This is a genomic window from Pedobacter sp. 05T44, from assembly GCF_056395985.1.
In genome coordinates this window covers 68,431-93,989 of record NZ_JBFTKO010000016.1, presented here as the reverse complement: position 1 = coordinate 93,989, position 25,559 = coordinate 68,431, and the positions used below count along the sequence as shown (strand labels likewise).

Below are 25,559 nucleotides of genomic sequence, written 5' to 3'. Positions count from 1 at the left end.
AAAAGGTTTAACGGCCAAAGTTGACCTATGATAAGTTTTTAAGCTAGATCTTCTGCATAGCTTTCAATCGGCGGGCAAGCACAAACCAATGATCTGTCGCCAAATGAATCATTTACTCTTCCAACCGATGGCCAGAATTTGTAAGCAGCTACATAAGGTAGTGGGAAGGCTGCAGTTTGTCTGCTGTAGCCATGATTCCATTCATTACCGGTTACTACAGCTGCAGTGTGCGGAGCATTTTTTAGTGGGTTATCAGTTTTGTCAAGCTCGCCAGTTTCAACGGCAGTTATTTCATTTCTAATGGCAATTAAAGCATCACAGAAACGATCTAACTCATGTTTAGGCTCACTTTCTGTTGGCTCAACCATTAATGTTCCGGCAACCGGGAAAGAAACAGTAGGCGCATGGAATCCGTAATCCATCAAGCGTTTTGCAATATCAACAACCTCAATACCGAAGTTTTTAAATCCTCGGCAATCTAAGATCATTTCGTGTGCACAACGGCCATTAGCGCCTGAATAAAGTACAGGATAATGTTTTTCTAAACGAGCCTTCATATAGTTGGCATTCAATATCGCATACTTTGTAGCGTTGGTTAATCCTTCGCTACCCATCATTGCTATATAAGCATGAGATATGATCAGAATTGAAGCTGAACCCCATGGTGCCGAAGAAACTGCATGAATGGATTTATCATTATTGATGTCTACCACGGCATGTCCTGGTAAATAAGGGACAAGGTGTTTTGCAACGCCAATCGGACCCATGCCAGGGCCACCACCACCGTGAGGAATACAGAATGTTTTATGTAAGTTAAGGTGACAAACATCGGCACCGATATTTGCAGGGCTGGTTAAACCAACCTGAGCATTCATGTTGGCTCCATCCATGTAAACCTGGCCACCATTTTCGTGAATGATGTTACAAATGTCTACTATGCTTTCTTCAAATACACCGTGTGTAGAAGGGTAGGTTACCATTAAACAAGAAAGATTGGCTGCATGTTCAATTGCTTTAGCTTTTAAATCCTCAACATCAATATTTCCGTTTTCTAATGATTTTACAACCACAATCTTCATACCTGCCATTGCCGCAGAAGCCGGGTTAGTTCCATGAGCAGACGAAGGGATTAACGCGATGTTACGATGAGCATCGCCACGATCCTGATGGTAAGCTCTGATTACCATTAAACCTGCATACTCGCCTTGAGCACCGGCGTTTGGCTGTAAACTCATAGCAGCAAAACCGGTAATTTCACTTAACCATCTGTCAAGCTCATTAAATACCGTATAGTATCCAGCTACCTGATCAGCAGGAGCAAAAGGATGCACTTTGCCAAATTCAGGCCATGTAACCGGAATCATTTCAGTTGTTGCATTTAGCTTCATTGTACATGAACCCAAAGCAATCATCGAATGACAAAGAGAAAGATCTTTAGTCTCTAATGATTTTATATAACGCAACATTTCATGTTCAGAATGGTGCGCGTTAAATACCGGATGTGTTAAATAGGCAGATTTACGTTGTAAATTTGCAGGAATTACAGTTTCAACGTTTTCATCAGCCAGCTCAACAGCATCAGCAGCAATTGCTTTTACTTTTGAGAATATTTTAGTTAATAGCTTTATATCTTCAACTGAAGTAGTTTCATCAAGAGCGATGGTAACTACACTTCCTTTATAGTTAAGGTTGATTTCATTGTCGATGCATTCTCTGTGAATAGAATCAACTAAATCGCCAAGGTCTAACTGAATGGTGTCGAAATATGCTTTGTTTAACTGTTTGTAGCCTATTTTCTCTAATGATTTAGCTAATGTAATTGCCAGGCCGTGTGTACGCTCTGCAATAAGCTTTAATCCTTTAGGGCCATGATAAACAGCGTAGAAACCAGCCATAATAGCCAATAGTGCCTGTGCTGTACAAATGTTAGAAGTAGCTTTATCTCTACGGATATGTTGCTCTCTTGTTTGCAAAGCCATGCGTAAGGCATAGTTGTTATTACTATCGATGGTTACACCAATGATACGTCCTGGGATTGAGCGTTTGTATTCATCTTTAGTCGCAAAAAACGCAGCATGAGGCCCACCAAATCCCATTGGTACACCAAAACGTTGTGTTGTTCCAACTACAACATCTGCGCCCCACTCTCCCGGAGGAGTTAATAAGGTTAAGCTAAGTAAGTCGGCAACAACTGTAACTTTAACATTTTTTTCATGTGCTTTTTGAGCAAAAGCAGTATAATCAAATACTTCACCGTTTCCGGCAGGATATTGAATAATTGCTCCGAAGAATTCTTCATTTAGCTCAAACGAGTCATGCGCACCAATTACCAATTCAATTCCAAAAGGATTTGCACGGGTTTTTAAGATGTCGATTGTTTGAGGAAATAACAATTCAGAAACAAAGAATTTAGTTGCCTGTTGATTTTTGCGCAGGCTATATTGCATAAACATGGCCTCAGCAGCAGCAGTACCTTCATCAAGAAGTGATGCATTTGCTATTTCCATACCGGTAAGATCAATAACCATAGTCTGGAAATTCAACAAAGCCTGTAAACGACCCTGAGCAATTTCAGCCTGGTAAGGAGTATATTGAGTATACCATCCCGGGTTTTCCATTACATTACGTAAAATTACACCGGGAGTTAAAGTATCATAATATCCCTGACCGATATATGATTTGAAAACTTTGTTTAAAGAAGCAGTTTGTCTTAAGCTGCTCAGGTAATCTGTTTCAGATTTTGCTTTTGGCAAATTTAACGGTTGTTTCAACCTGATCTTTTGTGGAACAGTTTGTTCTATTAATTCGTCAACAGAACCAACGCCAAGCGTGGTTAGCATTGCGTTTGTGTCATCAGTATTAGGCGCAATGTGGCGGTCTTTAAAGTCTTCTTGGTAATGAATGTTTAAGCTCATGTATTCTTTGAATAAAAAGTTGCGCAAAGGTAATAAAAAAATAGCCTTTTAACCACCAACTAATATCCAGCCAACTTCTTTCTTCAGCTTCAACTTATAAGTTTTGGTAATGAAGTTGCTGCCGATGTTTTTATCTTTAAAGAATATCGAGAAATCTGTCATTTCTTTTTTGAGTGAAACAGTAACGCGAGCTATTTTTGAGTCTCCTTTTATAAGTGTAATTGGCTTCTCTTCATCAAGAACATAATTAACGGCTCTTACGGTAGCATTATGTGCATCATGTTTAATAATGTAAGGTTTTGATTTATCGGTTAGCGTAATCAAATAGAAGTACACACTGTCTTTAGATAAGAACTTCTTTTTTTGATTCTGAAGGACCATTTCAACAAGTCCTTTTTCTTCCAGGGCTTTATACTTTTGCAGCTCCAACTGATCGTTCTTGCTTCTGAACTTAATTTCCCCAATATTTATTTTGGTACTCTCGTATTCCGGATTTGCTTTAAGGTGGGCTGATATTACATCTTCAGCTGTACCCTCGTCTAAATTACCACCGCTTTTACAAGATGATATAAAGAAAATCAATGTTGCTGCGATAGTTAATAATGTGAAGTTTTTCATGGTGAGCATTATAGATTAATGTTTCAATTGTTTTAGGTATAATTGAATGGTGTTCTCCAAACCTAAATAGAGGGCATCACTGATTAATGCGTGGCCAATACTAACCTCCAGTAACCCAGGAATGCTTTCAGCAAAATATTTTAGGTTGTGTAAGTCTAAATCGTGGCCTGCATTAATGCCCAGTCCTATTTCATTAGCCTTGTGCGCAGCTGCGATGTAAGGTAAAATGGCTTTTTCCCTATTGTCGTAATAATTATGCGCATAAGCCTCGGTGTAAAGTTCAATTCTGTCGGTTCCACTTTCTGCCGCAGCCTCCACCATTTCTACTACCGGATCTACAAAGATGGACACACGAATTCCGGCAGATTTAAACACAGAGACCATCTCTTGCAGGTAATCTTTATGTTTTATAGTGTCCCATCCATGATTGGAGGTAATTTGGCCTTCTGCATCCGGAACAAGGGTTACCTGGGCAGGTTTATTTGCTAAAACCAGGTCAACAAATTTTTGCTCTCTGCAGTTACCCTCTATATTAAATTCTGTAGCTATAGTTGCTTTCAAATCAAAAACATCCTGATATCTGATGTGTCTTTCATCAGGTCTGGGGTGTACAGTTATCCCCTCCGATCCAAAGCGCTCACAATCCAATGCTACTTTAACAAGATCCGGATTGTTTCCTCCACGACTATTACGAAGGGTTGCTATTTTATTGATGTTTACTGAAAGTTTCGTCATGTTATCCCAAATATAAATATGCAAGTAAAGGTAAAAAATTTCTGTATTTTGCTATCAGTTATAATCATTCGATATATGTCATTTAAATTGTTGATCTCATTTGTCGCTTTCTGTTGTATTCAGCATGTTGTTTATGCACAGAAAGATACTGTTGTGTTTAAAGGGTATCCTGTAGTTGCGCATACAGACACACTCTTTCACATTAAAAATAAGCTTGGTTCCTTGTCTGCACCAGAAAGAGCACAAAGAACTTCTTCCAAAGTTGAGGCCTTATCTGAGGATCTTCTTTTTGTACCCGATTCTTTAATTACAGTTGATGATTCTACCCTTGTAGGAATTGTTTATAAAGGCGATATTTTATTAAGCTTATCAAAAGCTGACGCAGATTCCGTGAAGATGGATAAAGAGGTTATGGCTAAAGCTTATCAGGAAATTATTATAAATAATATCAATAATTACAGGAAGGAAACCAACGTATCAGAACTTTTAAAGCGAGCGGGATTGGGGCTGCTGATCATTGTTGTATTAGGCGTATGTATATTTTTTTTAAATAAATACTCTAACAGGTTTAACAGCTGGTTGAGTTTCAAATTGCATGAAAGAATTGGGCATTTGAAAATTAAGGATTATGAGTTGATCGACAGAAGAAGGGAGCTGATATTAATAAGCAAGTTCCTGAACTTAATTAAAATCTTTGTCATCCTTTTGCTGATCTATCTTACCCTCCCAGTTATTTTTAGGCTCTTTCCATGGACAAAACCCTGGAGCGATAGTCTGATTAGCTTTGTGCTGAACCCACTAAAGAACATATTTAGTGCTTTAATTGACTTTGTACCAAAACTGATTACTATAGCTGTTATAGTTGGGGTATTCCATTATGTGAAAAAGGCAATTAAGTTTTTAGCTTACGAGGTCGAGACTGAAAGGCTAAAGGTTAGCGGTTTTTATCCTGACTGGGCAAAACCTACATTTAATATTGTTAAGATTTTATTAAACGCCTTTATGATAGTGATGATATGGCCCTATATTCCGGGGTCGGATCTGGCCATATTTAAAGGAGTATCTGTGTTTTTGGGGATACTGATTTCCTTTGGATCATCATCGGCCATTAGTAATGGCGTGGCTGGCATGGTGATTACTTATATGCGTCCTTTTAGAATTGGAGACGTTGTTAAAATTGGAGATACTACCGGCGCTGTTTTAGAGAAATCATTATTAGTTACCCGTGTCAGAACAATCAAAAACGAAATCATTACCATTCCTAATAGTGCCATCTTAAATGGGAACACTGTGAATTATACCAGCATGTCTGTTAACGAAGGATTGATTATCCATAGCACGCTTACTTTAGGCTATGATATTCCATGGACAAAAATTCATGAACTGCTGATTAATGCTGCACTTGCAACCGAAGGCGTAATTAAGGATAGAGCTCCTTTTGTGCTGCAAACAAGTCTTGATGATTGGTACGTGTCTTATCAGCTAAATGCCTACATCAGTAATCCGGGCATTATGGCTGTTATCTATTCAGAGATGCATAAGAATATTCATGAAGCATTTGATAAAGCGGGAGTAGAGATTATGTCTCCTCATTATCAGGCAATAAGGGACGGCAATGCAAGCACTGTTCAGGTTAAAAATTAAATGAAATAAGTGTGTGAAGACGATTTTGTATCTATTAATGGTCTTAGCTATTCCTTGTTCGGCTCAGGTTAGTATTGAGGGGTATAATAAATATTTTGCAATTACTAAGTATAACAATAAGGAATTACTGATACTTCGGAAATTCAAAACCTCAGGAACTGCTTCTTATTTAGCGGTTAATCCTGCTGAACTAACTACATCAATAATTCCGGCTGCCGGAGTAATTGTGAAAGAAATGGCGTTAGACCAAGCACTTATTTATTTTGAAAATTCAGCATATTCTAAGGCAATGTCGTCGGCAAGGCAACTATCTAATAGCTTGCAGGATGCAGGAATTATTCATGGTTTCCAAAAAGAAAAAGGAATAACGTTAACAATTGATCTGTGCCCTTCGCATAAAGTTCTAGATAGAATAATCTTTACCTCACTCATTTCAGAATTTCAGAAAACAGAGAAACCGGTGCCAATTGCAATATCAATTACCGGCCGATGGATGCTTACCCATGCCAACGATTTAAATTGGCTTAAAGAGCTGGAAAAATCCAACTATATAAAGGTTACATGGATAAACCATTCTTACAATCATCATGTAAGTTCTAAAGCACCCCTTAAAACTAATTTTTTATTGGAGCCGGGCACAGATTTGAATTTCGAAGTATTAGGAACCGAACTGGCTATGTTACAACACGGGATGTTGCCATCTGTTTTCTTCCGTTTTCCGGGTCTTGTATCAGATACAGAAGTAGTAAAACGTGTGCTTTCTTATGGGGTTATTCCTGTTGGGAGTGATGCATGGCTTGCAAAAGGTCAGCCAGCCAACTCAGGGAGTATAGTTCTAATTCATGGAAATGGAAATGAACCACTGGGGGTTCAGGATTTTATTAAACTCCTTAAGAATAAGCAAAAAGACATTCAAGGCAAACAATGGATAATGTACGATTTAAGAGAAAGTGTTGAGGATGAGTTTCAACAGAAATAATGGATATGCCTGATAACAAAAAGAGGGAAATTACATTAGTAATTTCCCTCTTTTTATATCTATCCGAGTGATTAGTATCTGTAAGTATCTGGTTTAAATGGACCTTCAACCGGAACACCAATGTATTCTGCCTGATGTGCATCTAAAACATCAAGTTCAACACCAATTTTAGCCAGGTGTAAACGAGCTACTTTTTCGTCCAAATGCTTAGGTAACACATAAACTTTGTTCTCATATTGATCTGTATTGGTCCACAATTCTAATTGAGCCAAAGTTTGGTTAGTGAATGAGTTAGACATTACAAAACTTGGGTGACCAGTTGCACAGCCTAAATTTACCAAACGACCTTCGGCCAATAGGATGATGTCTTTTCCGTCAATAGTATATTTATCAACCTGAGGTTTGATCTCTACTTTAGTAGCACCATAGTTTTTGTTTAACCAGGCAACATCAATTTCATTATCAAAGTGACCAATGTTACAAACGATCGCTTTATCTTTCATGCTTTTGAAATGCTCAGCACGAACGATATCGCAGTTACCGGTTGTAGTTACAATAATATCAGCTTCTTTAACTGCGGTAGCAAATTTCTTAACTTCATAGCCTTCCATTGCAGCTTGTAAAGCACAGATCGGGTCAATTTCAGAAACGATTACACGTACACCTTGTGAGCTTAAAGATTCAGCTGAACCTTTACCAACATCACCGTAACCAGCAACAACAGCTACTTTACCAGCCATCATGATATCAGTAGCACGACGGATCGCATCTACTAATGATTCACGACAACCGTATTTGTTGTCAAATTTAGATTTGGTAACTGAGTCGTTTACATTGATTGCAGGTAAATGCAATGTTCCGTTTTTCATACGCTCGTATAAGCGGTGAACACCGGTAGTAGTTTCTTCAGATAAACCTTTGATGTTAGCGATAAGCTCCGGGAATTTATCGAAAACCATATTGGTTAAGTCGCCACCATCATCTAAGATCATGTTTAACGGCTGACGCTCAGGGCCGAAATGTAAAGTTTGCTCGATGCACCAGTCAAAGCTAGCTTCATCTAAACCTTTCCAGGCATATACCTGAATACCAGCTGCAGCAATAGCAGCAGCAGCGTGATCCTGAGTAGAAAATATATTACAAGATGACCAGGTAACTTCAGCACCTAACGCAACTAGTGTTTCAATTAAAACTGCAGTTTGGATGGTCATGTGAAGGCAGCCTGCAATGCGTGCGCCTTTTAATGGTTGAGAAGGACCAAATTCTTCGCGTAATGACATTAAACCAGGCATTTCTGCTTCTGCCAGTTCAATCTCTTTGCGGCCCCATTCTGCCAGTGAAATGTCCTTAACTTTGTAAGGAACGTAAGTTGTCTCTACTGATGACATATGTTTATTTATTAAGTTTCTAATATACAGCCTGCAAATTTACGACTATTTATGTTTATTTATTGCAACAAAAAAGGAATGGATCAATTCAACTCGTTCTGGTCTATTTGATACGATGTTTCGTATTAGATAAATCGGCATTAAAGAGCCCGATTGTTCGGTAAAAGCACCTTTTTTTCTAAGTATGGGGACGAAGTATCATCGAACAGAAACACAGAGCAAACAGCGTTCCTTTTGTAGAGTAAGACGTGTTTTGTCTAAACGTTAATTATTGTTAAAAATAAAGGCCGAGCTTCACATAGAATCATTTGTCTCCTGAAAATTAATATATTTAAGGAACCAAATGACGCCTTTATGTTAAAATTCGCTCTCAGCAGTTTAATAATCTGCATTTTCTCCTATGGCCATGCTGTGGCTCAAGCAAGCAAAATTGATAGCACAGGAATGGTGACGCTCAGGATTGACCCCAACAGCGCACGCGGTGCGGCTGTATCTCAGTTCTTCGATGAAGTTATCTTTACCCCGTTAGAAACCACTAAGGAAAGTCTGTTTGGTTCTATAAATTCACTGAAAATCGCCGGCGACAATTATGTTATTTACGATTGGGAAACCAAAGCAGTATTGATTTTTACTAAAGCGGGAAAATATGTTGCGAAGATCAATGCCAATAAAATAGAGAAAGATCCTAAAGTTAAAGATCAGAGTTTCTATGGCTTTAATATTAAAAAGGAAGATGGTCAAGTGCTGATTGAGATTTCGTCAGGTAAACAAATTTACTATTTTGATTTAACTGCCAAGCTGGTAAAGAAAGTACCTATTGTTAAGGATAAACAGAAAGACTATACCAATTATAAGAAATTTAGTGATGGTACGATTATAGACCAGGCTTTTCTGGAGGAAAGTGGTAAAGACAGCATCTACTATAACGTAAGCATTTTGAAGGATGGCAAGAGGGTAGAAAGTTATTTCCCTTACCGAACGGCTGACCACAAGGGCGATGAGCGCTGGCATGGTGGCCGTGTATATGATTATGGTAATCCGGATGAGTATCTTTTTGTAAAGAACTTCTATTATAACATTTACAAATTAACGGCTAAAAAGCTTTCTTTGGCTTATAGGATCTTGTTTCCGGCCTCAAACTCTCTTCCTATGGATTATGATACCAACCCAATCTATAAAGGGAAGGGTTATGATTATTATGAGAAAAACAGGGATGTTTTTTATGATTTGGCTAACAGTTACCTGCATTTTAATAACCTGTATTTCCAGGTTAGGAACTGGAATTGGAGCCGGGATGAGAAAAAAGCTTTTATATATAACTTAAAAACAACTGAATTGACATCTATTGCAGATATAGAGCCTGATTCTACCTCTCAGTTTTTGCCGATTACGGATTTGGCATCTCAATATGATTTTACAAACAAAGGCTTTCATATCGTTACTCCTGAATGTTTTTACACCAGCTATTCTTCTCTAACGCTCTTTACCGCTAAAGAACAGAATGAAGATAAAAACAGGAAGTATAATGCTGCTTTAACAGAGTACTTTAAAACACAAAACAAGAAAAGTAATCCCATAATTATTCAGCTTAAACCAAAAAAATTCTAACGCTCCATGTTCAAATTAAATACCATAACGCTGGCATTTCTGCTCAGTATTGCCTGCTTTACGCTTAATGCACAGCAAGCTACCACTGTAAATCCAGGAACTGCAAAGGGTATTGTGAGAGATACGGCACAGAACTATGTGCTAAAATCTGCTACCGTATCTATCTATAAATCGGCCGATAGCACCTTGTTAAGCTACCAGGTAACCAATAATTATGGGGAATTTAGCTTTAAAAACCTGCCTGTAAATGTTCTTCTAAGACTGGATATTAACAATGTAGGTTACTATACTTCCAGAAAGACATTTACGATACCTTCGGGTAAGAATACCATTGACCTCCAGACCATTGTTGCCAACCGCAGGGACATCACGCTTGACGATGTAGTGATCACCGTGCCACCGATTAGTATGAATGGTGATACGTTAGAGTTTAATGCTGCGGCTTTTAAATTAGATAGTAATGCTGTGGTTGAGGATTTGCTTAGGCAGATACCCAACATCACCTTGTGGGGAGACGGACAGATTACGGTAAACGGTAAAGAGGTTAAAAGCTTATTGGTAAATGGAAAGTCCTTTTTTGGTGGTGATATGAAGCAGGCTACACAAAATCTGGCTAAAAATGCGGTCCAGAAAATACAGGTGTACAACAAATCAAGGAGTCAGCAAAGTACCAATCCTGCAGATTCTACGCTGGAGATGAACATTAAACTAAAAAAAGGCAAGGATGTTGGTTTTTTTGGTAAGATTGGCGCAGGTTATGGAACAGATAAGCGTTTTGAAACGGACGCCAGTATCAATATGTTTACGCCCAAAATGCAACTTGCCGTTGTTGGCGCCATAAACAATATTAACAAGATTGCGGATAATACGCGCGATCTCCAATCTAACAGTACGTTTAAGGGGGTTGGTACCAATGTAGAATATCAGCCTGATTTTAGGGCTGAAGGGATAACACGCCCCAGTGCACTCGGGGCAAACTTTACCTACAATTTTATAGAAAAGCCCACGTGGGAGTTAAAAAACACCTTAAAATCTAATTACTTTTTACAAGACAAGAATACCAATTACCTAGCTGATGCTAAGACAACTACCTCTGTTAACAGTACGGATAAGGTGATTGACAACAGCATTACCAACAATCAATCTTCTAATACCACGCAGCGATTTGATTCGAATTACGAGTATACTAAAAAGGGGCATAATTTGAATTTCTCCCAGGAAGTAAACTTTAATCAGGGTGATAATGTAGATCAGACTTTTCGTACGGCTACTAATTTGCAGGATGTGCTAACCAGTACAAATAATTCAATGAATACCGGAAATTACAACAATAAGAGTTTTAGGTTTGGTGGTCAGTACAGGTATTCTCCATATATCATTACACAAACAACGCGGTTTAGGGGTTTCGAGGCCAACTATAATTTGAATACCTACAATAATGAAAGCGACCGCCTGAACCTGACTGAGTTTAAATCATTTACTGGTACTGCAGCTAATCAGAAATTTAACAGAAAGTACAACACCCTTGCGGAAGGGTTCAGACAGGAACTCAATTTAACTATACAGGATCTAAAGGGGCTGATTTTTGGAAACAAAAAATACTCACGTATGAGCTTTGATTTAACGAACAGGTTACTGCTGAACTCTGATAAAAATAATAACAGGGTGCAGGATTTGGATACCATAAATAACGTATACCGGACTAACGCCTATTTAAATAATCAAATAACTACGAATGTTATTGAGGAAACACCTGGGTTGAGAATAAGAAGATCTTTCTCGAAAAGTATGTCTAACCGTTATTACAAGTCCTTGTCCCTCACGTTTCATCCTAAAGAGCTATTAATTAGTCAGGATAATAAATCTGACAGGTCTTTCCAAAACTTAAAACGCAACTACAGCCAGTTTGCCCCTGACGTAGAGATTAGTTTTTACAATAATCAATATGGGGAAACCTCGAGGAACTACTCTCTTGAGTACAGAACAACTTTGAAGATACCTAATATCAATCAGCTTGCTCCACTAACCGACAGCACCGACGTATACAATCTTAGAAGAGGCAATATTAACCTGAAAGAATCGGTACAGCGTGAATTGTCATTCAGCTTTTACAGCGATGATCAACATAGTAAAAATACGCTTAATTACAACTTCACACTAAGGGCAGGGTTGATTGCTAACAATATTGTAGACAGTCTTTTGATTGACGAGCAGAACAGGCGGACGGTCTATTTGGTCAATGCAGATGGGAATAAATATTTAAATGGCGAAGCGGGTATCAGGAAGGCTTTAAAGCTTAAAACATCGGAATTTCAGTTTAATTTATATGGAAACTTCAATACAGCTATAAACCCTGGGTATACCAATAGTGTATTTACTTATTCGAGTAATTTAAATACGTATTATAGCGGTAGTGTTAATTATACGTATAAGAGTTATTTGGCGGTGGCGCTTAGCCAATCGTGGTCTACCTACAAATCCAAACAAGAGGCCTTTAACACCCAATATAGCGGAAAGAACGTTGGCACCACATTGACGGCCAGCTATAACATCACCAAGAAGTTGACGTTGAATAGCAATATCAGTAACAACAACAGTTCTTCATCGAATTCTAAAAACATTGTTTACACCATCTGGAATGCGAACCTGGTTTGTCGCTTCCTTAAAGGTAATAATGCTGAGGTCAAATTCGCGGCCCTCGATTTATTAAGGCAGAACACCAGCGTAATTAACTATGGTGATGCCAATAGTTTTACCATAGGTAGGCAAAATGTATTGACACAATATTTTATGACCACAATTTCCTACTATCCAAGACAGTTTGGAAAGAAGGCCAAGGCTAAGAAATGATGATATAACAGAGGAGAGCGCTTGTTTTTGATTTATACAAAGTAATTTAAAGGTCAAAACTATATTGGTCTTATCGCCAATGCTTTGATGCTAGTTACAGGTACAGTACCTTTGTATACTCAAAAAGAAAATTTATAAAAATATTAAGCATATGTATCCAGAATATTTAGTTGAACCAATGCGTGCTGAACTTACAACCGTAGGTTTTGAAGAATTAAAAACTGCTGAAGCAGTTGATAGCGCCATTACAAGCGAAGGAACTGTGTTTGTAGTAGTGAACTCGGTATGTGGTTGTGCAGCTGCAAACGCGCGTCCGGCAGCAAAATTAGCTGCAGCAAATGAAAAACACCCTACAAAATTGGTAACGGTTTTTGCTGGTATGGAAAAAGAAGCGGTTGACAGAGCTAGAGGTTATATGTTGCCTTTTCCTCCATCATCACCTTCAATGGCTTTATTTAAAGATGGTAAATTAGTTCATATGATAGAGCGTCATCAAATAGAAGGCCGTCCGGCGCAAATGATTGCCGATAGCCTTATTGGTGCTTTTGAGCAGTACTGCTAGAAATAAAAAAATATAAAAGAGGGAGCCTGAAAATATCAGGCTCCCTCTTTTTGCGCTTAATATTATTTAAAGAGCAGAAAATATAAAGGTGCTTATAGAACGCGGTGGTAGGGCAGTATCTCCAATTGGATAAGGGCGAATATTGTCATCCTGCTTTTCAGAGGTTATATAATGCTTTTTAAGCTTTAAGGCCTGTCCTTTAAGTAGCCCTTTCAATACAAAATCAGTTTTTTTAGTTTCACTTGTGTAGTTAATTACATTTATTACAAGACTTTTTCCATTCGGGTCTTTAAATGCAGAAACCATTACCTGCTGGGCAACCTCCATGTCATTTAAGCTGTCGCTTCTTTGTGTTTCTATACGAACCATACCAGGGCGGATAAAAAGACTGTAATGTCCTAAGGCCCACAGATTTTTAGTAATGGTGTACTTGTTTTCAGGTTTGCTTGCTCTTTGCGGATTTAATGCGATAAGAAAGTAACGTGGATTTAACGGATTCCCGGGCTCGTATGCATTCCAGAAATGCCAGGCAGATGCATCCCCTACGGTAAAATCATGATTAATTACCTTTGCAAGGAATAATGCATGATCCATCTCGCTTGGCTTGCCTTCGATTTTATCTTTATAACCATTACCAAGCATAGAGTATTCTGATTGCCAATATTCCAGACCATTATATTTCTTTAAAGTATCTCTTAAAGATCTTCTTGTGTTTATTAGCGTACTGTCGCCGTTTTCTGTAAAATATCCATGGCCTTCAACAAACTTTGTACTATTGCTAAAACCGCCTATGTATAAAGGGCTTTTTGGATTCCAGAAGCTGTCTATCTGGCGTGATGTCCGTCCCTTGTCAGCATACAAAAAATCAAGCTGACCGGCTTCGGTGGTCAGGATTTTTGTACTAAGCTTTTGCTTCTGTAAACTGATATTTAAAGATTTAATGGTTTGATACATTTCCTCATTTGTCCATGGACTGCCTTCCTGATTAGATTGCTTTAACCAATCCCATTGGGGCTCATTTATTGGACTTATGTAGTTAAAACGAAGGCCCTCTTTATCATAATGCTTTATTACTTCGGTCAGGAAGTTTGCATAAGCATCATATTTATCGGGCCTTAAATTTGTAGAGCCATCTTTTTGCGACTTGTACCCACGGCCATTCTTGTTAAACTGTACCGGAGGGCTGTTTACAAATGCAATCAGGTCTTTTACTCCATAATTTTTTGCCTGCCGTAACATCCAGGTGTATCCTTGCTGTTTGCTCCAGTCGTAAGTTCCATCAGGAGATAAAAAACACTCTACTCTGCGCGAAGGATCTGCAATTCCACTGCTGTCGCCTTGTTCAGCAGTACCCCCGCCAATATTAAACCTCCAAGCAGATAAGCCGATCCCCTTTGGCCTGCCATCTTTTTCAAATCCCCTGCTAAATAACAATTCTGCAATGTGTTGTTTTTCGGCCAATGGCCATTGCTTGCCAATTTCCTCGGTATACCAGCAACCAGAACCGCCGATGTTGTGTATTTGTTGTGCAGTTTTGTTGAGCAGAAGGGTAAATTTAATTGGTTTCTGATCTTGCGAGAATGAACTTAGGGCACTGGCTAAAAGAAAAGTGCACAGGGTAATTTTCCTAATAAAGACACTGGAAAGGAGTAGCTTAATTTTCATAGATACAATATTAATAATTGACAGCTTAATATACATATAACTCTACTTTTAATATATTTATACCTGATGAATAGACTTAAATTTACCTCAGGCATAAAAGAAATCGTTTTGTTATGTTGTTTGGCCGGCTTTTTTAGCAATTCCAATGCTCAGGATTTGACGAATATAAAATTTACGGCTACGGAGGCTACAGAGTGGACAAATTTATTTGTAAGAAATAATGGATGGTTTGGCGGTGATGGTATCTATACTATTCCATTAAATGGGGTAGAATCAGGTAAACCAGAAGCTAAGAAAACCCTCTTCATTTTTAGTGATAGTATGATTGGGAACATTAAAGATGATAAAATGGAGCCCGGAGCTAAAATGATCCATAATAGCATAGCGATATTAAAAGGTACAAAACCTGTAAAGGACAACATAACTTTTTTTTGGAAAAACGACCAGAAGGATAACCCGGAAACTGTATTTGTGCCGAAAACTCCCCTAACAGGCCCTACAGATTATTATTGGCTTGGCGATGGTTTTGTAAACCAGGAGCAAAATAATGCCATCTATATTTTTGGTTACAGGGTTAAACAGGTAAGTGATGGCGCTTTTGGCTTTTCTGAGGTAGGTAATACGCTAATCAAAATCGCCGAAAAAGAAGAGCCTCCTTATAAAACCTTTGAACAGAAAGATACTCCATTTTATTTAAGCAGTAATGAAACCGAAAAGGAAATGGCATCTTTTGGTGCAGGTATATTCGTAAACACAGCCAAGGCCGGAGCGCCTGGGCCTGATGGATATGTTTACGTTTATGGGGTAAAAGGGATGGCTAAAAAATTGCTGGTAGCAAGGGTAAAACCTAAAGAATTTGATGATTACGCTAAGTGGAACTTCTGGGATGGGGCAACGTGGAATGCAGATATTAAGAAGGCTGAAGCAATAACAGATCAGGTTTCAAATGAGCTTAGTTTATCGGTATTGCCAGATGGGAGATATGCGTTAATTTTTCAGCAGGGTGGCATGGGAAGAGCAGTAGGGATGCGTTTAGGGAAAAGCCCTATCGGGCCTTTTGGGCCAATAATAAAATTGTGGGACAGCTCTGATGCGTTAAAAAAGAAAAGTTATTTTTCTTATAATGCTAAGGCTCATCCAGGTTTATCTGAAAAAGGAGAACTTTTAATTAGTTATAATGTTAATTCTTTTGATTTCTTTAAAGATCTTGAAACGGATCCTCAGTTGTACAGGCCCCGGTTCATTAAGATAAAATTTAACTAAAACTGAAAAGGAAGTGTAAAAATGAGTGAAGAACCAGAAAAGAAGCCAATATTTTACGACAGGTGGGCATTCAGATATTTAGCAATAGCCTGTTTGGCGTTAATAGCATGTGCGATTGGGGCAATTTTTTATAACCATCATCCAAAACCCTTAAAAGAAAACAGGTTTGCTAAGAGAGACATTCATGCAGGCAGCAGCAGGGCTATATTAACTTTGGCAAGCGGTAAAAAGATTAGTCTTGATGAAGCGCCTAATGGAGTTCTGGCTGAGGAGTCTGGAGCAAGTATTGTGAGGACAGGAAGCGGACAAATTACCTATGCTGTTCATGAAAAAGCGCTTAATTCTGATACGGTCAAAAATGCAGGGATTAATAGTCTTGAGACTCCCTTGGGTGGCCAATATCAGGTTCGTTTACCAGACGGCACTAAAGTGTGGTTAAATGCGGCCTCTAAATTAACTTATCCGGCATCATTTGATCCAGGTGCTGAGCGTAAAGTAGAGCTAAAGGGTGAAGCTTATTTTGAGATCGCTCAGATTGCCAATACGCCATTTGTGGTATTTTCTGGAAAGCAGCGCATTGAGGTTGAGGCTGCGCGACTTAACATTAGTAGCTATGTTAATGATGAGGCCATAAAAACTACGCTGTTGGAGGGGATGGGCAGAATTAATTCCGATAATATCATAAAGTCGGGCCAGCAGGCTATAAATAAAAAAGGCAATTTGGAAATCATTCCTGCAAATACCAAGGAAGCAGTTGCATGGAAAAACGAGCTCTTCTTATTTGAAGATGAAAGCCTGGAAACCATAATGAAAAGTATTTCCAGATGGTACAACGTTGAAATAATTTATGCTAACGAAAACGCACCTAAGGAATTATTTAGTTTATCTGTTTCAAGGTTTGATAACATCTCTTCTACTTTAAAATCTTTAGAGAATACAGGTTTTGTACGGTTCAAAATAAAGGGGAGAAAAATAACCGTTCTTCGCTAAGTCTGGCATATGTTGCGAAAAACAACAGCTGCTAGGCCTCATCGAAGAAGGTGATTTTTAAGGAAAGTAGGGGGCTATCTAGTATTGCCAGTTGAACAGACAGTATTAATTATCATCAATTTATATTAACATAAGAAGGTGGTTTGCCATGCTATTTTCCTTAAATTCAGTGTCAGAGATGGGGCCTAGGAACCATCTCTGACACTGAATTAAAAATCTTTATTTAGAAGTTTCTCCAACTCTCCAAAAGATACATTCATTCTTACACGGCCTTGTTTAGCATAGGCAATCTCTCCGGTTTCTTCTGAAACAATTACTGCAACGGCATCCGTAGTTTCAGACACGCCAATCCCGGCTCTATGACGAAGACCAAACTGAGGTGGTAATTTATCATTATCAGTTAAAGGGAGGATACAACTTGCACTTTTGATTTTGTTTTCGGCAATAACAACAGCTCCATCATGTAATGGGCTGTATTTTTGAAAGATGCTCTCCAGCAATCGTTTTGATATTTTTGAATCTATTAGCTCACAACTGTTGGCAAAAAGCTGATCGTCGTAAAACTTTACAAATACAATTAGTGCTCCGGTTCTTGATTTTTTCATGCTCTTGCAAGCGTCAATGATAGGTTTTATCCTTACTAAATTGTCGCGCTCAATATTTTTACTTCCAAATAAATAGCCCCACCAGGCTTTGTTTTGCTGTAGAAAAGTATTTTTCCCGATGAGTAATAAGAAGCGCCTGATCTCTGGCTGGAAAATAACAATTAGGGCTATTATCCCCACACTCATAAATTGGTTAATGATAGTGGATAGTAAATTCATTTTTAATGCATCTACAACCCAATGTATTACCAATATGATTACCATACCTAACAACAGGTTTACTGCGAGGGTGTTCTTAATCAGGTTGTAGATGTAATAGATAATTAAAGCGACAAGAATAATATCTACCGCATCTGTTACTGTTACCTTTAAGAAATCAAATTCTAAGCCTTTCATCACTGCCAAGTTATGGATTTTTATTGTTGCTGCGTCTTTTGAACTAAAGCTATACACTCTACTGCAGCTTTTACATCGTGAACACGCAATATGCTTGCTCCTTTTAATAGCGCTATAGTATTCAATACCGATGTTCCGTTAAGGGCTTCCTGCGGAGTTAAACCCAGAAATTTATAGATCATAGATTTTCTGGAAAAGCCGACAAGTAGGGGAAGCTCAAAAATGTTAAAGTCCTGAAGTTGATTTAGCAGCTGATAATTCTGGTCTAAAGTTTTTGCAAAACCGAAGCCGGGATCTAAAATAATATCTTTTACCCCCAGTTTCTGTAGTTCGGCAACTTTAAGGGAGAAGTAGTCCGTTATGTCCAATGCAAGATCTTTATATTCTGTTTGTTGTTGCATGGTTTGTGGCGTTCCCTTCATATGCATCGTAATGTAGGGAACCTGAAGGGCCGCAACTGTTTCAAACATGGCTTCATCCATGTCGCCCGAAKCGATATCATTTATGATATGAGCGCCGGCTTCTATGCTTTCTTTTGCTACTCTTGCTCTAAAAGTGTCTATAGAAATGATTACTTCAGGTAACTTTTTTGTGATAGCCTCTACAATCGGAACTATCCTTTTTAATTCTTCATCCGGACTCACTTCTGCTGCACCCGGACGAGAGGAGTATGCTCCTATATCTATAAACTTAGCCCCATCTTTCAGAAAGGCTTCCGTTCTTTGCAATGCATCGTCTAAAGAGCCGGCCCGGCTGTTACTGTAAAAGGAGTCTGGGGTCAGATTTAGGATGCCCATTACACATGGGGCACTGATATCTGTCAGTTTGCCTTTGACGTTTAGTGTAGTCTTTCGGTTTAAAAATGTATCTTTAGCCATTGTTTGAATACAAACTTAGATAAAATCTTTAAATGATTTTACTCAATTAGGATACAGTATTAAAACGGATGTAAACTTATTATTTTAATCGTTTTGGCAACAAACACTTCACAAGAATTTGACTCAGTAATAGCGGTTTGCAAATCGCTTTTTTTAAAGAAAACAAACGACTATGGAACAGCGTGGCGAATATTAAGGCCGGCTTCTATAACAGACCAGATCTTCATTAAAGCACAGCGGATCCGCACGCTTGAGGAAAAGAAAGTATCTAAAGTAGGAGAAGACATTGTTTCTGAGTATATAGGAATTATTAATTATTGTGCAATTGCCATGATGCAGCTTGAGCTTGGAGAAGATGATCCGTATGAGCTGGGTGTGGAAAGAGTAGAGAAGCTTTTTGACGAGAAGGTAAATGGGACTAAAGAACTTATGTTTGCCAAAAATCACGATTATGGTGAGGCCTGGAGAGACATGCGCATTAGCTCTTTAACAGATCTGATTTTAATGAAAATTTTAAGAGTAAAACAAATAGAAGACAATTCGGGGCACACCCTGGCCTCCGAAGGTGTAAATGCAAATTATCAGGATATGCTAAACTATGCTGTTTTTGCTTTAATTAAGTTGGGCGTAAAATAGCTGGTAAACAATGAAGAAAGCCGCATTAAACTTTTCCAGGATATTTGTTGGTATCCTCTTTATATTTTCAGGATTAATAAAAGCCAATGATCCGCTTGGATTTGGTTATAAATTGCAGGAGTACTTTGAAGTGTTCCATATGCCGTTTCTTAGTGGCATGGCTACAGGAATTGCCATATTGCTTTGTGTATTTGAAATTGTATTGGGTGCTTTACTGCTTTTTGGTTTTTGGCGCAAACAGGTAACAACTGGTTTACTGGTGGTTATTATTTTCTTTACATTTCTAACCTTTGTTTCGGCAGCGTTTAAAGTAGTAACCTCATGCGGATGTTTTGGAGATGCCATTCCTTTAACCCCTTGGCAATCTTTTTCTAAAGATCTGGTTTTATTGGCAATGATCGTTTACCTGTTCAAAAACAGGGATAGGATACACCCGGTTACTGAAAATGCCAGATGGCAAAGCGCTTTGTTTGCTATTGTACTTACTTTTTCATTAATGTTTAGTCAGTTCACCTATAGCAGATTGCCTGTGCTAGATTTTCTGCCTTATAAAGTTGGGGCTAGCTTGCCCGATTTGATGAAGATACCTGCCGGGGCACCGCCTGATGAGTATTTAATCATGTACAACATGAAGAATAAGGAAACAGGTGAAACCAAGGTGATGAGTGATAAAGATTATCTGAAAACTGAGATCTGGAAAGATGACAACTGGGAAATTATAGGTGATCCGGAGAGCAAGCTGATTAAAAAAGGCTATGAGCCTAAAATTAAAGATTTACAAATAACCGATGCTTCGGGCACCGATTATACAAAAGAACTAATAGAAAATCCATATTACAATCTGGTAATTGTAGCATACAATTTAAAAGACTCCAATGAGGAAGGTATAGCTAAGTTAAATGCGCTGGCATTAAATGCAACGGAACAATTTAATATCAGGTCCATAATGTTAACCTCCAGTTCAGCACAAGATGCAGATGCCTATAGCAAAAAAATGAAACTGTTTAGTGAAGTCTTTTATGCTGATGCTGTGCCTTTAAAAAGTATGGTGAGGGCAAATCCAGGTGTGCTTTTACTTAAGAACGGTGTTGTTATTAATAAATGGCATTATAATAATGTTCCTTCTTTTGACGAACTTACTAAAATGTATTTTGCTAAATAATCATGTTACAATACGCTTTTAAAAAATTCATCTATGGATTTGCCGTAATGGCAGGCGTAATTGTAGTCGTGTTTGTATTATTTAATGTATTGCCCGGAGATCCCGCAAGGATGACTTTAGGACAACGTTCTGATGTACAATCTTTAGAGGCTGTACGCAAAGAGTTTGGGTTAGATAGATCAAGACCTGTACAATTCTTCCTTTATTTAAATGACCTTTCGCCAATAGGGCTCCACGATAATAATAAGGAGACGAAGGACAAGTACCATTATGTAAAACTGTTTTCTGTTGGCAAAGATGTTATAGCGCTTAAATGGCCTTATTTACGCCGTTCTTATCAAACTAAACGCGATGTAACCACAATTCTTACTGAAACGGTTCCCAATACTTTCATTCTGGCACTTACAGCTATGATATTTGCTACTATAATAGGTGTTTTTTTAGGGGTACTGTCGGCTGTTCATAAAGATAGCTGGATTGATAAGACTGCAAATGCTTTTGCTATTTTGGGTATATCTGCACCTTCTTTTTTCGCCGGGATCATTATAGCATGGTTTTTTGGCTTTGTACTTAGCGATTACACCGGGTTAAATATGTCTGGCAGTTTGTATAGCTATGATCCTTTTGAGGGTGAGGTAACCACCTGGAAAAATCTGTGGTTACCAATGGTAACCCTGGGCTTAAGGCCACTGGCTATTATTGTACAGTTAACGCGCAGTGCGATGTTAGATGTTCTTGCACAGGATTACATTAGAACTGCACGGGCAAAAGGATTAGGGAGAAATGCAATAATTTACAAGCATGCACTTAGAAATGCCCTAAATCCCGTTATCACCGCTATTTCGGGATGGTTTGCTTCACTGCTGGCTGGTTCGTTTTTTGTAGAGTATATTTTTGGTTATAATGGTTTAGGGCGCACTACTGTAACTGCACTGGAGATGTCAGATTTTCCGGTAGTTATGGGGTCTATACTTTTTATTGCCTTTGTTTTTGTAGTAATTAATATTTTTGTAGATATTTTATATGCCTTTGTTGATCCAAGGGTAAAGTTGGCTTAAAATGATGATATTCCTGATTGGATTTATGGGTTGCGGCAAAAGTACTTTAGGTAAAAAATTAGCCACTAAATTAGGTTACGATTTTATAGATCTGGACCATGTACTGGAAGACAAGGTGGGTTCCAATATCGGAGACTATTTTGCGGCTAATGGAGAAGATGCTTTTAGAAGATTGGAAAGCAAATTACTGAAAGAACATAATTACCCTGCAAACTGTGTAGTAGCAACCGGTGGAGGCGCTCCATGTTATTTTGATAATATGGAATGGATGAACGACAACGGGGTTACCATGTATGTCGAAATGTCTCCAATTGCCCTGGCTAAGAGACTGGAAAAAGGTAAAGAAAAACGCCCCTTAATTAAAGATATGAATCATGAGCAGCTGATTGATTTTATTGAAACCAGGTTGGTTGAAAGGAACCGTTTCTATAAACGTGCTATTTTAAGTGTTGATGGAATAAACCTTACACCAGATAAGGCATTGGAGCATTTATCTCAGTTCATCTAAATACTGGTTGGTTTGTTTTTCTACTTCCAGAACTGCAAATTTAATTGCTGAACTTACTCGTTTTGTTTCTGTCTTTACCGGGATTGAAGAAATGGTTGCAAGGGCATCGGCATAGTATTTTCCCCAGGTTGATAGGATGTGCTTTTCCTGCTCGATAGTAGACTTTCCGCTCATAATGGCTTGTTTGCTCAAGCTAAATTCTGTTTTTAATCGAATTAAAGCAGCCGCTTTTACTTCATTAACGGTAAATAATGCGGTGTTTTCATCTGCCGTTACCAGTGTGTAGGCAGTGGTTAGGGCGCTGATACCAACGTTTTTCATAGTTGTTGCTGATACTTTGTCTAGCCGGTCATTATCGGTATGGTAAAAAACATCTGTAAAATGCCACATTAATAAACCCGGGATTTTGTTTTTCAGGAAAGGTGTATGATCGCTACCTCCTTCAAAGGGGTTATAGTTAACCTTCCAGTTTGCATGTTTGCCCTGGTCATTACAAATTTTCATGACCAGATCGTTATAGTAATGAGGGAAAAGATTCTCCTCCTTTACATCTCCGGATCCCCATTCTGAATGTTTATCTGTACCTCTTGTCCATATGGCCGAAGGATCGGGCATTTTTTCTATGAGGAAAGATCCTCCGGTTTTCTCTGTGTTTTCTCCAACCATATCCAGGCTCATTCCCCACATAATTCCCTTTGCCCTTTCGTTATTCTCTTTGATGTACCGCTGGGTAGAAACAATTTCATCACCCCATAAAAAGGTTAGTGTTCTTTGAGGTATAAGTTTCCCTGATTTTACCAGCGATGCAGTAAGTCTTGCCATTTCAGCTAAGGTACCTACCCCAGATGCATTGTCGTTTGCACCAGGTTCCTGTACATGAGCACTATATACAAAACGCTCATTAGGCTTAATGTTCCCTTTTATGTTGGCAATTATAGTTAATTCTTCTGAAGGATAGGTGTTTGTTGCTACAGTAACATTTAGTTTAACAGGACCTTTTGCTATTGCTTTCTTTAGGCGCTCTTTGGCCTTGTATGAAAGATTGATTGCCCAGCCCTTACCATCTGGATTATTAATTCCAGAAAATTGAATAGATGTTTGATACTTCTCGGGTTGGGTATAATCAGGCATTGCATATCCTAAAACTCCCAGAGCCCCCGCATTGATGGCAACATTGAAAAGCCTCCCTGTTCCAATTTCTGAAAATACAATTTTGCCTTTGATGTCCTTATCATCTATGGTGCTGATATCTGCTGGATTTACGTAAATCACCTCAGCTGTAGTACCTCCTATAGGGGTTGAAGAAGAGTTTATCGTAATCATATTGCGATTTGTTTTAAACTCTAATAGAGGCTCATGCTCAACTTCAATGCCTACTGTGGCATTAACCGGCTCCCATGTATTTTGTTTCATCGGACGTTTTTCGATGCGGTAGGTTAATAGGCCTTCCGATTCATCTTTCTGTTCCGCTACGAACCCTGCTTTTTTTAATAGACCTTCTACATAATAAATGCTCTCATTAAAACCCTTGTTGCCAGGCAAACGCCAGTGCTGTTCCACAAAAGATGTAGTTTCAAAGGCGTTTTTTTCATTGAACCCATTGCGGGTAATGTCGAAATAGGATAACGTAGGGTCTTGCGCAAAACTATGCGAAGCATATAATAGCAATCCGGCAAGCAACAGTTTTTTCATGCATATAAAATATGCCGAAAGATACTAAGAATCGCAGAATCGTTATAGGCTATCTACCTGTTAATATCTTGCCTTTTTTTCATAGAGTAATCTACCGAGTATGGTCCAGATCCAATAACCCAAAATAAGACTAATAACAGCAGTACAATAATTGAAAGCCACAATTCAGAATTCAAAGCTGAAAAGCCATGTGACAGGTTGACGAAAAAAACAGCACACAATAATATTGGAATCTGTATCACAGATGCAAACCGTGTAAGCAAGCCTATAGCAATTAAAAGACCTCCTACCAGATGTACAAATCCGACAATGTGAACGGCTACGCTTGCCATCATTCCAGAAAAACCAAATACATTATTCTGTAATAATAGATCTTGAAGCACTGCCGTGTTGCTAACTATTGCAATACCCTTGCTAAAAATGAGAATACCTAAAGCAATACGGATGATGTCTAGCCATTTGGCATGATGTAGATCGCCCCAACGCTCGATTTTTTGAATAACAGTCATGATAATGCCTCCTATTTTATAATGGTCTATTAAAGCTAACTAATTTTGATTAAATAACCAATAGCAAGATATTAACAATCAATATATTATAATGTTTTCCAGGAAAGGTCTGTTTGCTTCTGAAGTATAGATGAAAAAGCGGTTCTGGGAGGTAAATTTAAATATGGATAAGTCACTTTTGACAGGTATAATCCTTGAGGGTGCGCAGGTGTAATTAATGCCGGGGTCTGTTTGTTGACCAGGTAACTCTCAAATTCGTCTACACTTAAAACTCCTTTCCCGATTTTTAAAACCTGACCCATGATAATCCTGATCATCTTGCTTAGGAAGCGATTTGAAGCGATTTGGAAGCGTAACTTGTCGCCGGTGGAGTCTACCGCCAGATTTGCAGACATGACATTACAGATGGTGTGTTCGTATTTATCAGGGCTGGTACAAAAGGGTCTGTAATCTTTATAATTCGGAAGTATTTCAACCGCCTGTTTCATTCTATCAAAATGAAGGTCTTCAAGCAAATAAAAGGAACTGAGGCCACTTAGAAAAGGATCTTTATAAGTGTGGATAAAGTAGTCATAGGACCTTTGTACGGCGTCAAATCGGGCATGTTGCAAGCCATCCATTGCAATGATATCAAATATGGCAATGTTTGCAGGCAAGAGCTTATTTAACCTGAACAAGAGATCAAAATCCCAGGTTTGTTCTATATCCATGTGAAAAAAGAACTGACTGGCGTGTACATGTGCATCAGTACGCCCGCAACCGATAATAAATACAGGAGTCTTTAATACTTGAGTAAGTGCTTTCTCAAGCACACCTTGTACGTTTAGTACTCCGGGTTGTTTTTGCCATCCGTTATAGTGTAAGCCGTTGTAGCCAATGTGAACAAAGTATCTCAATG

21 protein-coding genes are annotated in these 25,559 nt (G+C 38.5%); 11 read left to right on the top strand and 10 right to left on the bottom strand.

What is annotated here, in order from left to right; genetic code table 11:
• Nucleotides 1-38: 38 nt before the first annotated feature.
• The 3 genes from gcvP to AC1DDK_RS20970 are packed head-to-tail and all read right to left on the bottom strand — an operon-like array spanning nt 39 to nt 4,268.
• A complete protein-coding gene (gene gcvP, locus AC1DDK_RS20980; protein WP_172659342.1) occupies nt 39-2,915 on the bottom strand; it encodes an aminomethyl-transferring glycine dehydrogenase in 2,877 nt (958 codons plus the stop codon).
• Between the two features lie 48 nt (nt 2,916-2,963).
• Entirely contained in the window at nt 2,964-3,533 is a 570-nt protein-coding gene (locus AC1DDK_RS20975; RefSeq protein ID WP_172659343.1) for a hypothetical protein, read from the bottom strand.
• A gap of 15 nt (nt 3,534-3,548) precedes the next feature.
• Nucleotides 3,549-4,268, bottom strand: coding sequence for a pyridoxine 5'-phosphate synthase (locus AC1DDK_RS20970; protein WP_288882577.1), 720 nt, complete (start codon nt 4,266-4,268; stop codon nt 3,549-3,551).
• A 75-nt stretch (nt 4,269-4,343) separates the two neighbouring features.
• Here AC1DDK_RS20970 and AC1DDK_RS20965 point away from each other — a divergent pair, with 75 nt between their 5' ends.
• Both AC1DDK_RS20965 and AC1DDK_RS20960 read left to right on the top strand, forming a co-directional pair.
• Nucleotides 4,344-5,912, top strand: a complete 1,569-nt coding sequence (locus AC1DDK_RS20965; protein ID WP_172659345.1) for a mechanosensitive ion channel family protein — start codon at nt 4,344-4,346, stop codon at nt 5,910-5,912.
• Nucleotides 5,913-5,925: 13 nt separating this feature from the next.
• On the top strand, nt 5,926-6,891 hold the full coding sequence (locus tag AC1DDK_RS20960) for a polysaccharide deacetylase family protein (RefSeq protein ID WP_172659346.1): 966 nt from the start codon (nt 5,926-5,928) through the stop codon (nt 6,889-6,891).
• A 71-nt stretch (nt 6,892-6,962) separates the two neighbouring features.
• Here AC1DDK_RS20960 and ahcY read toward each other — a convergent pair whose 3' ends face one another.
• On the bottom strand, nt 6,963-8,279 hold the full coding sequence (gene ahcY / locus AC1DDK_RS20955; RefSeq protein ID WP_172659347.1) for an adenosylhomocysteinase: 1,317 nt from the start codon (nt 8,277-8,279) through the stop codon (nt 6,963-6,965).
• Nucleotides 8,280-8,633: 354 nt separating this feature from the next.
• On the opposite strand from ahcY, the gene AC1DDK_RS20950 reads away from it, so the two are divergent.
• The 3 genes from AC1DDK_RS20950 (at nt 8,634) to AC1DDK_RS20940 (ending at nt 13,299) form a co-directional block, all read left to right on the top strand.
• On the top strand, nt 8,634-9,887 hold the full coding sequence (locus tag AC1DDK_RS20950) for a 6-bladed beta-propeller (RefSeq protein ID WP_172659348.1): 1,254 nt from the start codon (nt 8,634-8,636) through the stop codon (nt 9,885-9,887).
• 6 nt (nt 9,888-9,893) lie between these two features.
• Nucleotides 9,894-12,737, top strand: coding sequence for a porin family protein (locus tag AC1DDK_RS20945; RefSeq protein WP_288882555.1), 2,844 nt, complete (start codon nt 9,894-9,896; stop codon nt 12,735-12,737).
• A gap of 151 nt (nt 12,738-12,888) precedes the next feature.
• Nucleotides 12,889-13,299, top strand: coding sequence for a BrxA/BrxB family bacilliredoxin (locus AC1DDK_RS20940; RefSeq protein WP_172659350.1), 411 nt, complete (start codon nt 12,889-12,891; stop codon nt 13,297-13,299).
• A gap of 66 nt (nt 13,300-13,365) precedes the next feature.
• On the opposite strand, the gene AC1DDK_RS20935 is transcribed toward AC1DDK_RS20940, so the two are convergent.
• Nucleotides 13,366-14,964: a glycoside hydrolase gene (locus AC1DDK_RS20935; RefSeq protein ID WP_288882553.1), complete on the bottom strand. Its 1,599-nt coding sequence runs from the start codon at nt 14,962-14,964 to the stop codon at nt 13,366-13,368.
• Between the two features lie 66 nt (nt 14,965-15,030).
• Between AC1DDK_RS20935 and AC1DDK_RS20930 the strand changes: the two genes are divergently transcribed.
• Together AC1DDK_RS20930 and AC1DDK_RS20925 are read left to right on the top strand one after the other, a co-directional pair.
• The gene (locus AC1DDK_RS20930) at nt 15,031-16,227 is read left to right on the top strand and encodes a DUF4185 domain-containing protein (protein WP_172659352.1); all 1,197 of its coding nucleotides are present in this window, start codon (nt 15,031-15,033) and stop codon (nt 16,225-16,227) included.
• 21 nt (nt 16,228-16,248) lie between these two features.
• A complete protein-coding gene (locus AC1DDK_RS20925) occupies nt 16,249-17,217 on the top strand; it encodes a FecR family protein (RefSeq protein WP_337717916.1) in 969 nt (322 codons plus the stop codon).
• 209 nt (nt 17,218-17,426) lie between these two features.
• Here AC1DDK_RS20925 and cdaA read toward each other — a convergent pair whose 3' ends face one another.
• Nucleotides 17,427-18,218, bottom strand: coding sequence for a diadenylate cyclase CdaA (gene cdaA, locus AC1DDK_RS20920; protein ID WP_172659354.1), 792 nt, complete (start codon nt 18,216-18,218; stop codon nt 17,427-17,429).
• Nucleotides 18,219-18,238: 20 nt separating this feature from the next.
• Nucleotides 18,239-19,096, bottom strand: coding sequence for a dihydropteroate synthase (folP, locus tag AC1DDK_RS20915; RefSeq protein ID WP_477634029.1), 858 nt, complete (start codon nt 19,094-19,096; stop codon nt 18,239-18,241).
• A 93-nt stretch (nt 19,097-19,189) separates the two neighbouring features.
• On the opposite strand from folP, the gene AC1DDK_RS20910 reads away from it, so the two are divergent.
• From AC1DDK_RS20910 to AC1DDK_RS20895, 4 genes are read left to right on the top strand one after another with little or no spacing between them, the layout of a single operon-like run.
• Entirely contained in the window at nt 19,190-19,732 is a 543-nt protein-coding gene (locus AC1DDK_RS20910) for a DUF1599 domain-containing protein (RefSeq protein WP_172659356.1), read from the top strand.
• Between the two features lie 10 nt (nt 19,733-19,742).
• Complete coding sequence (locus AC1DDK_RS20905; protein ID WP_337717912.1) at nt 19,743-20,894, top strand: BT_3928 family protein; 1,152 nt, start codon at nt 19,743-19,745, stop codon at nt 20,892-20,894.
• Between the two features lie 2 nt (nt 20,895-20,896).
• The gene (locus AC1DDK_RS20900; RefSeq protein WP_337717910.1) at nt 20,897-21,952 is read left to right on the top strand and encodes an ABC transporter permease; all 1,056 of its coding nucleotides are present in this window, start codon (nt 20,897-20,899) and stop codon (nt 21,950-21,952) included.
• A 1-nt stretch (nt 21,953) separates the two neighbouring features.
• Entirely contained in the window at nt 21,954-22,460 is a 507-nt protein-coding gene (locus AC1DDK_RS20895; RefSeq protein WP_288882546.1) for a shikimate kinase, read from the top strand.
• Here the strand turns inward: AC1DDK_RS20895 and AC1DDK_RS20890 are convergent.
• From AC1DDK_RS20890 to AC1DDK_RS20880, 3 genes are all read right to left on the bottom strand, one after another.
• The gene (locus tag AC1DDK_RS20890) at nt 22,443-24,152 is read right to left on the bottom strand and encodes a M28 family peptidase (RefSeq protein WP_337717908.1); all 1,710 of its coding nucleotides are present in this window, start codon (nt 24,150-24,152) and stop codon (nt 22,443-22,445) included. The two genes, AC1DDK_RS20895 and AC1DDK_RS20890, sit on opposite strands and share 18 nt — an antisense overlap.
• Nucleotides 24,153-24,205: 53 nt before the next feature.
• On the bottom strand, nt 24,206-24,661 hold the full coding sequence (locus AC1DDK_RS20885; RefSeq protein WP_048903699.1) for a DoxX family protein: 456 nt from the start codon (nt 24,659-24,661) through the stop codon (nt 24,206-24,208).
• Nucleotides 24,662-24,747: 86 nt separating this feature from the next.
• Nucleotides 24,748-25,557 carry a tRNA pseudouridine synthase A gene (locus tag AC1DDK_RS20880; RefSeq protein WP_288882544.1) on the bottom strand — a complete coding sequence of 270 codons (810 nt, stop codon included), beginning with the start codon at nt 25,555-25,557 and terminating at the stop codon, nt 24,748-24,750.
• Nucleotides 25,558-25,559: the final 2 nt, after the last annotated feature.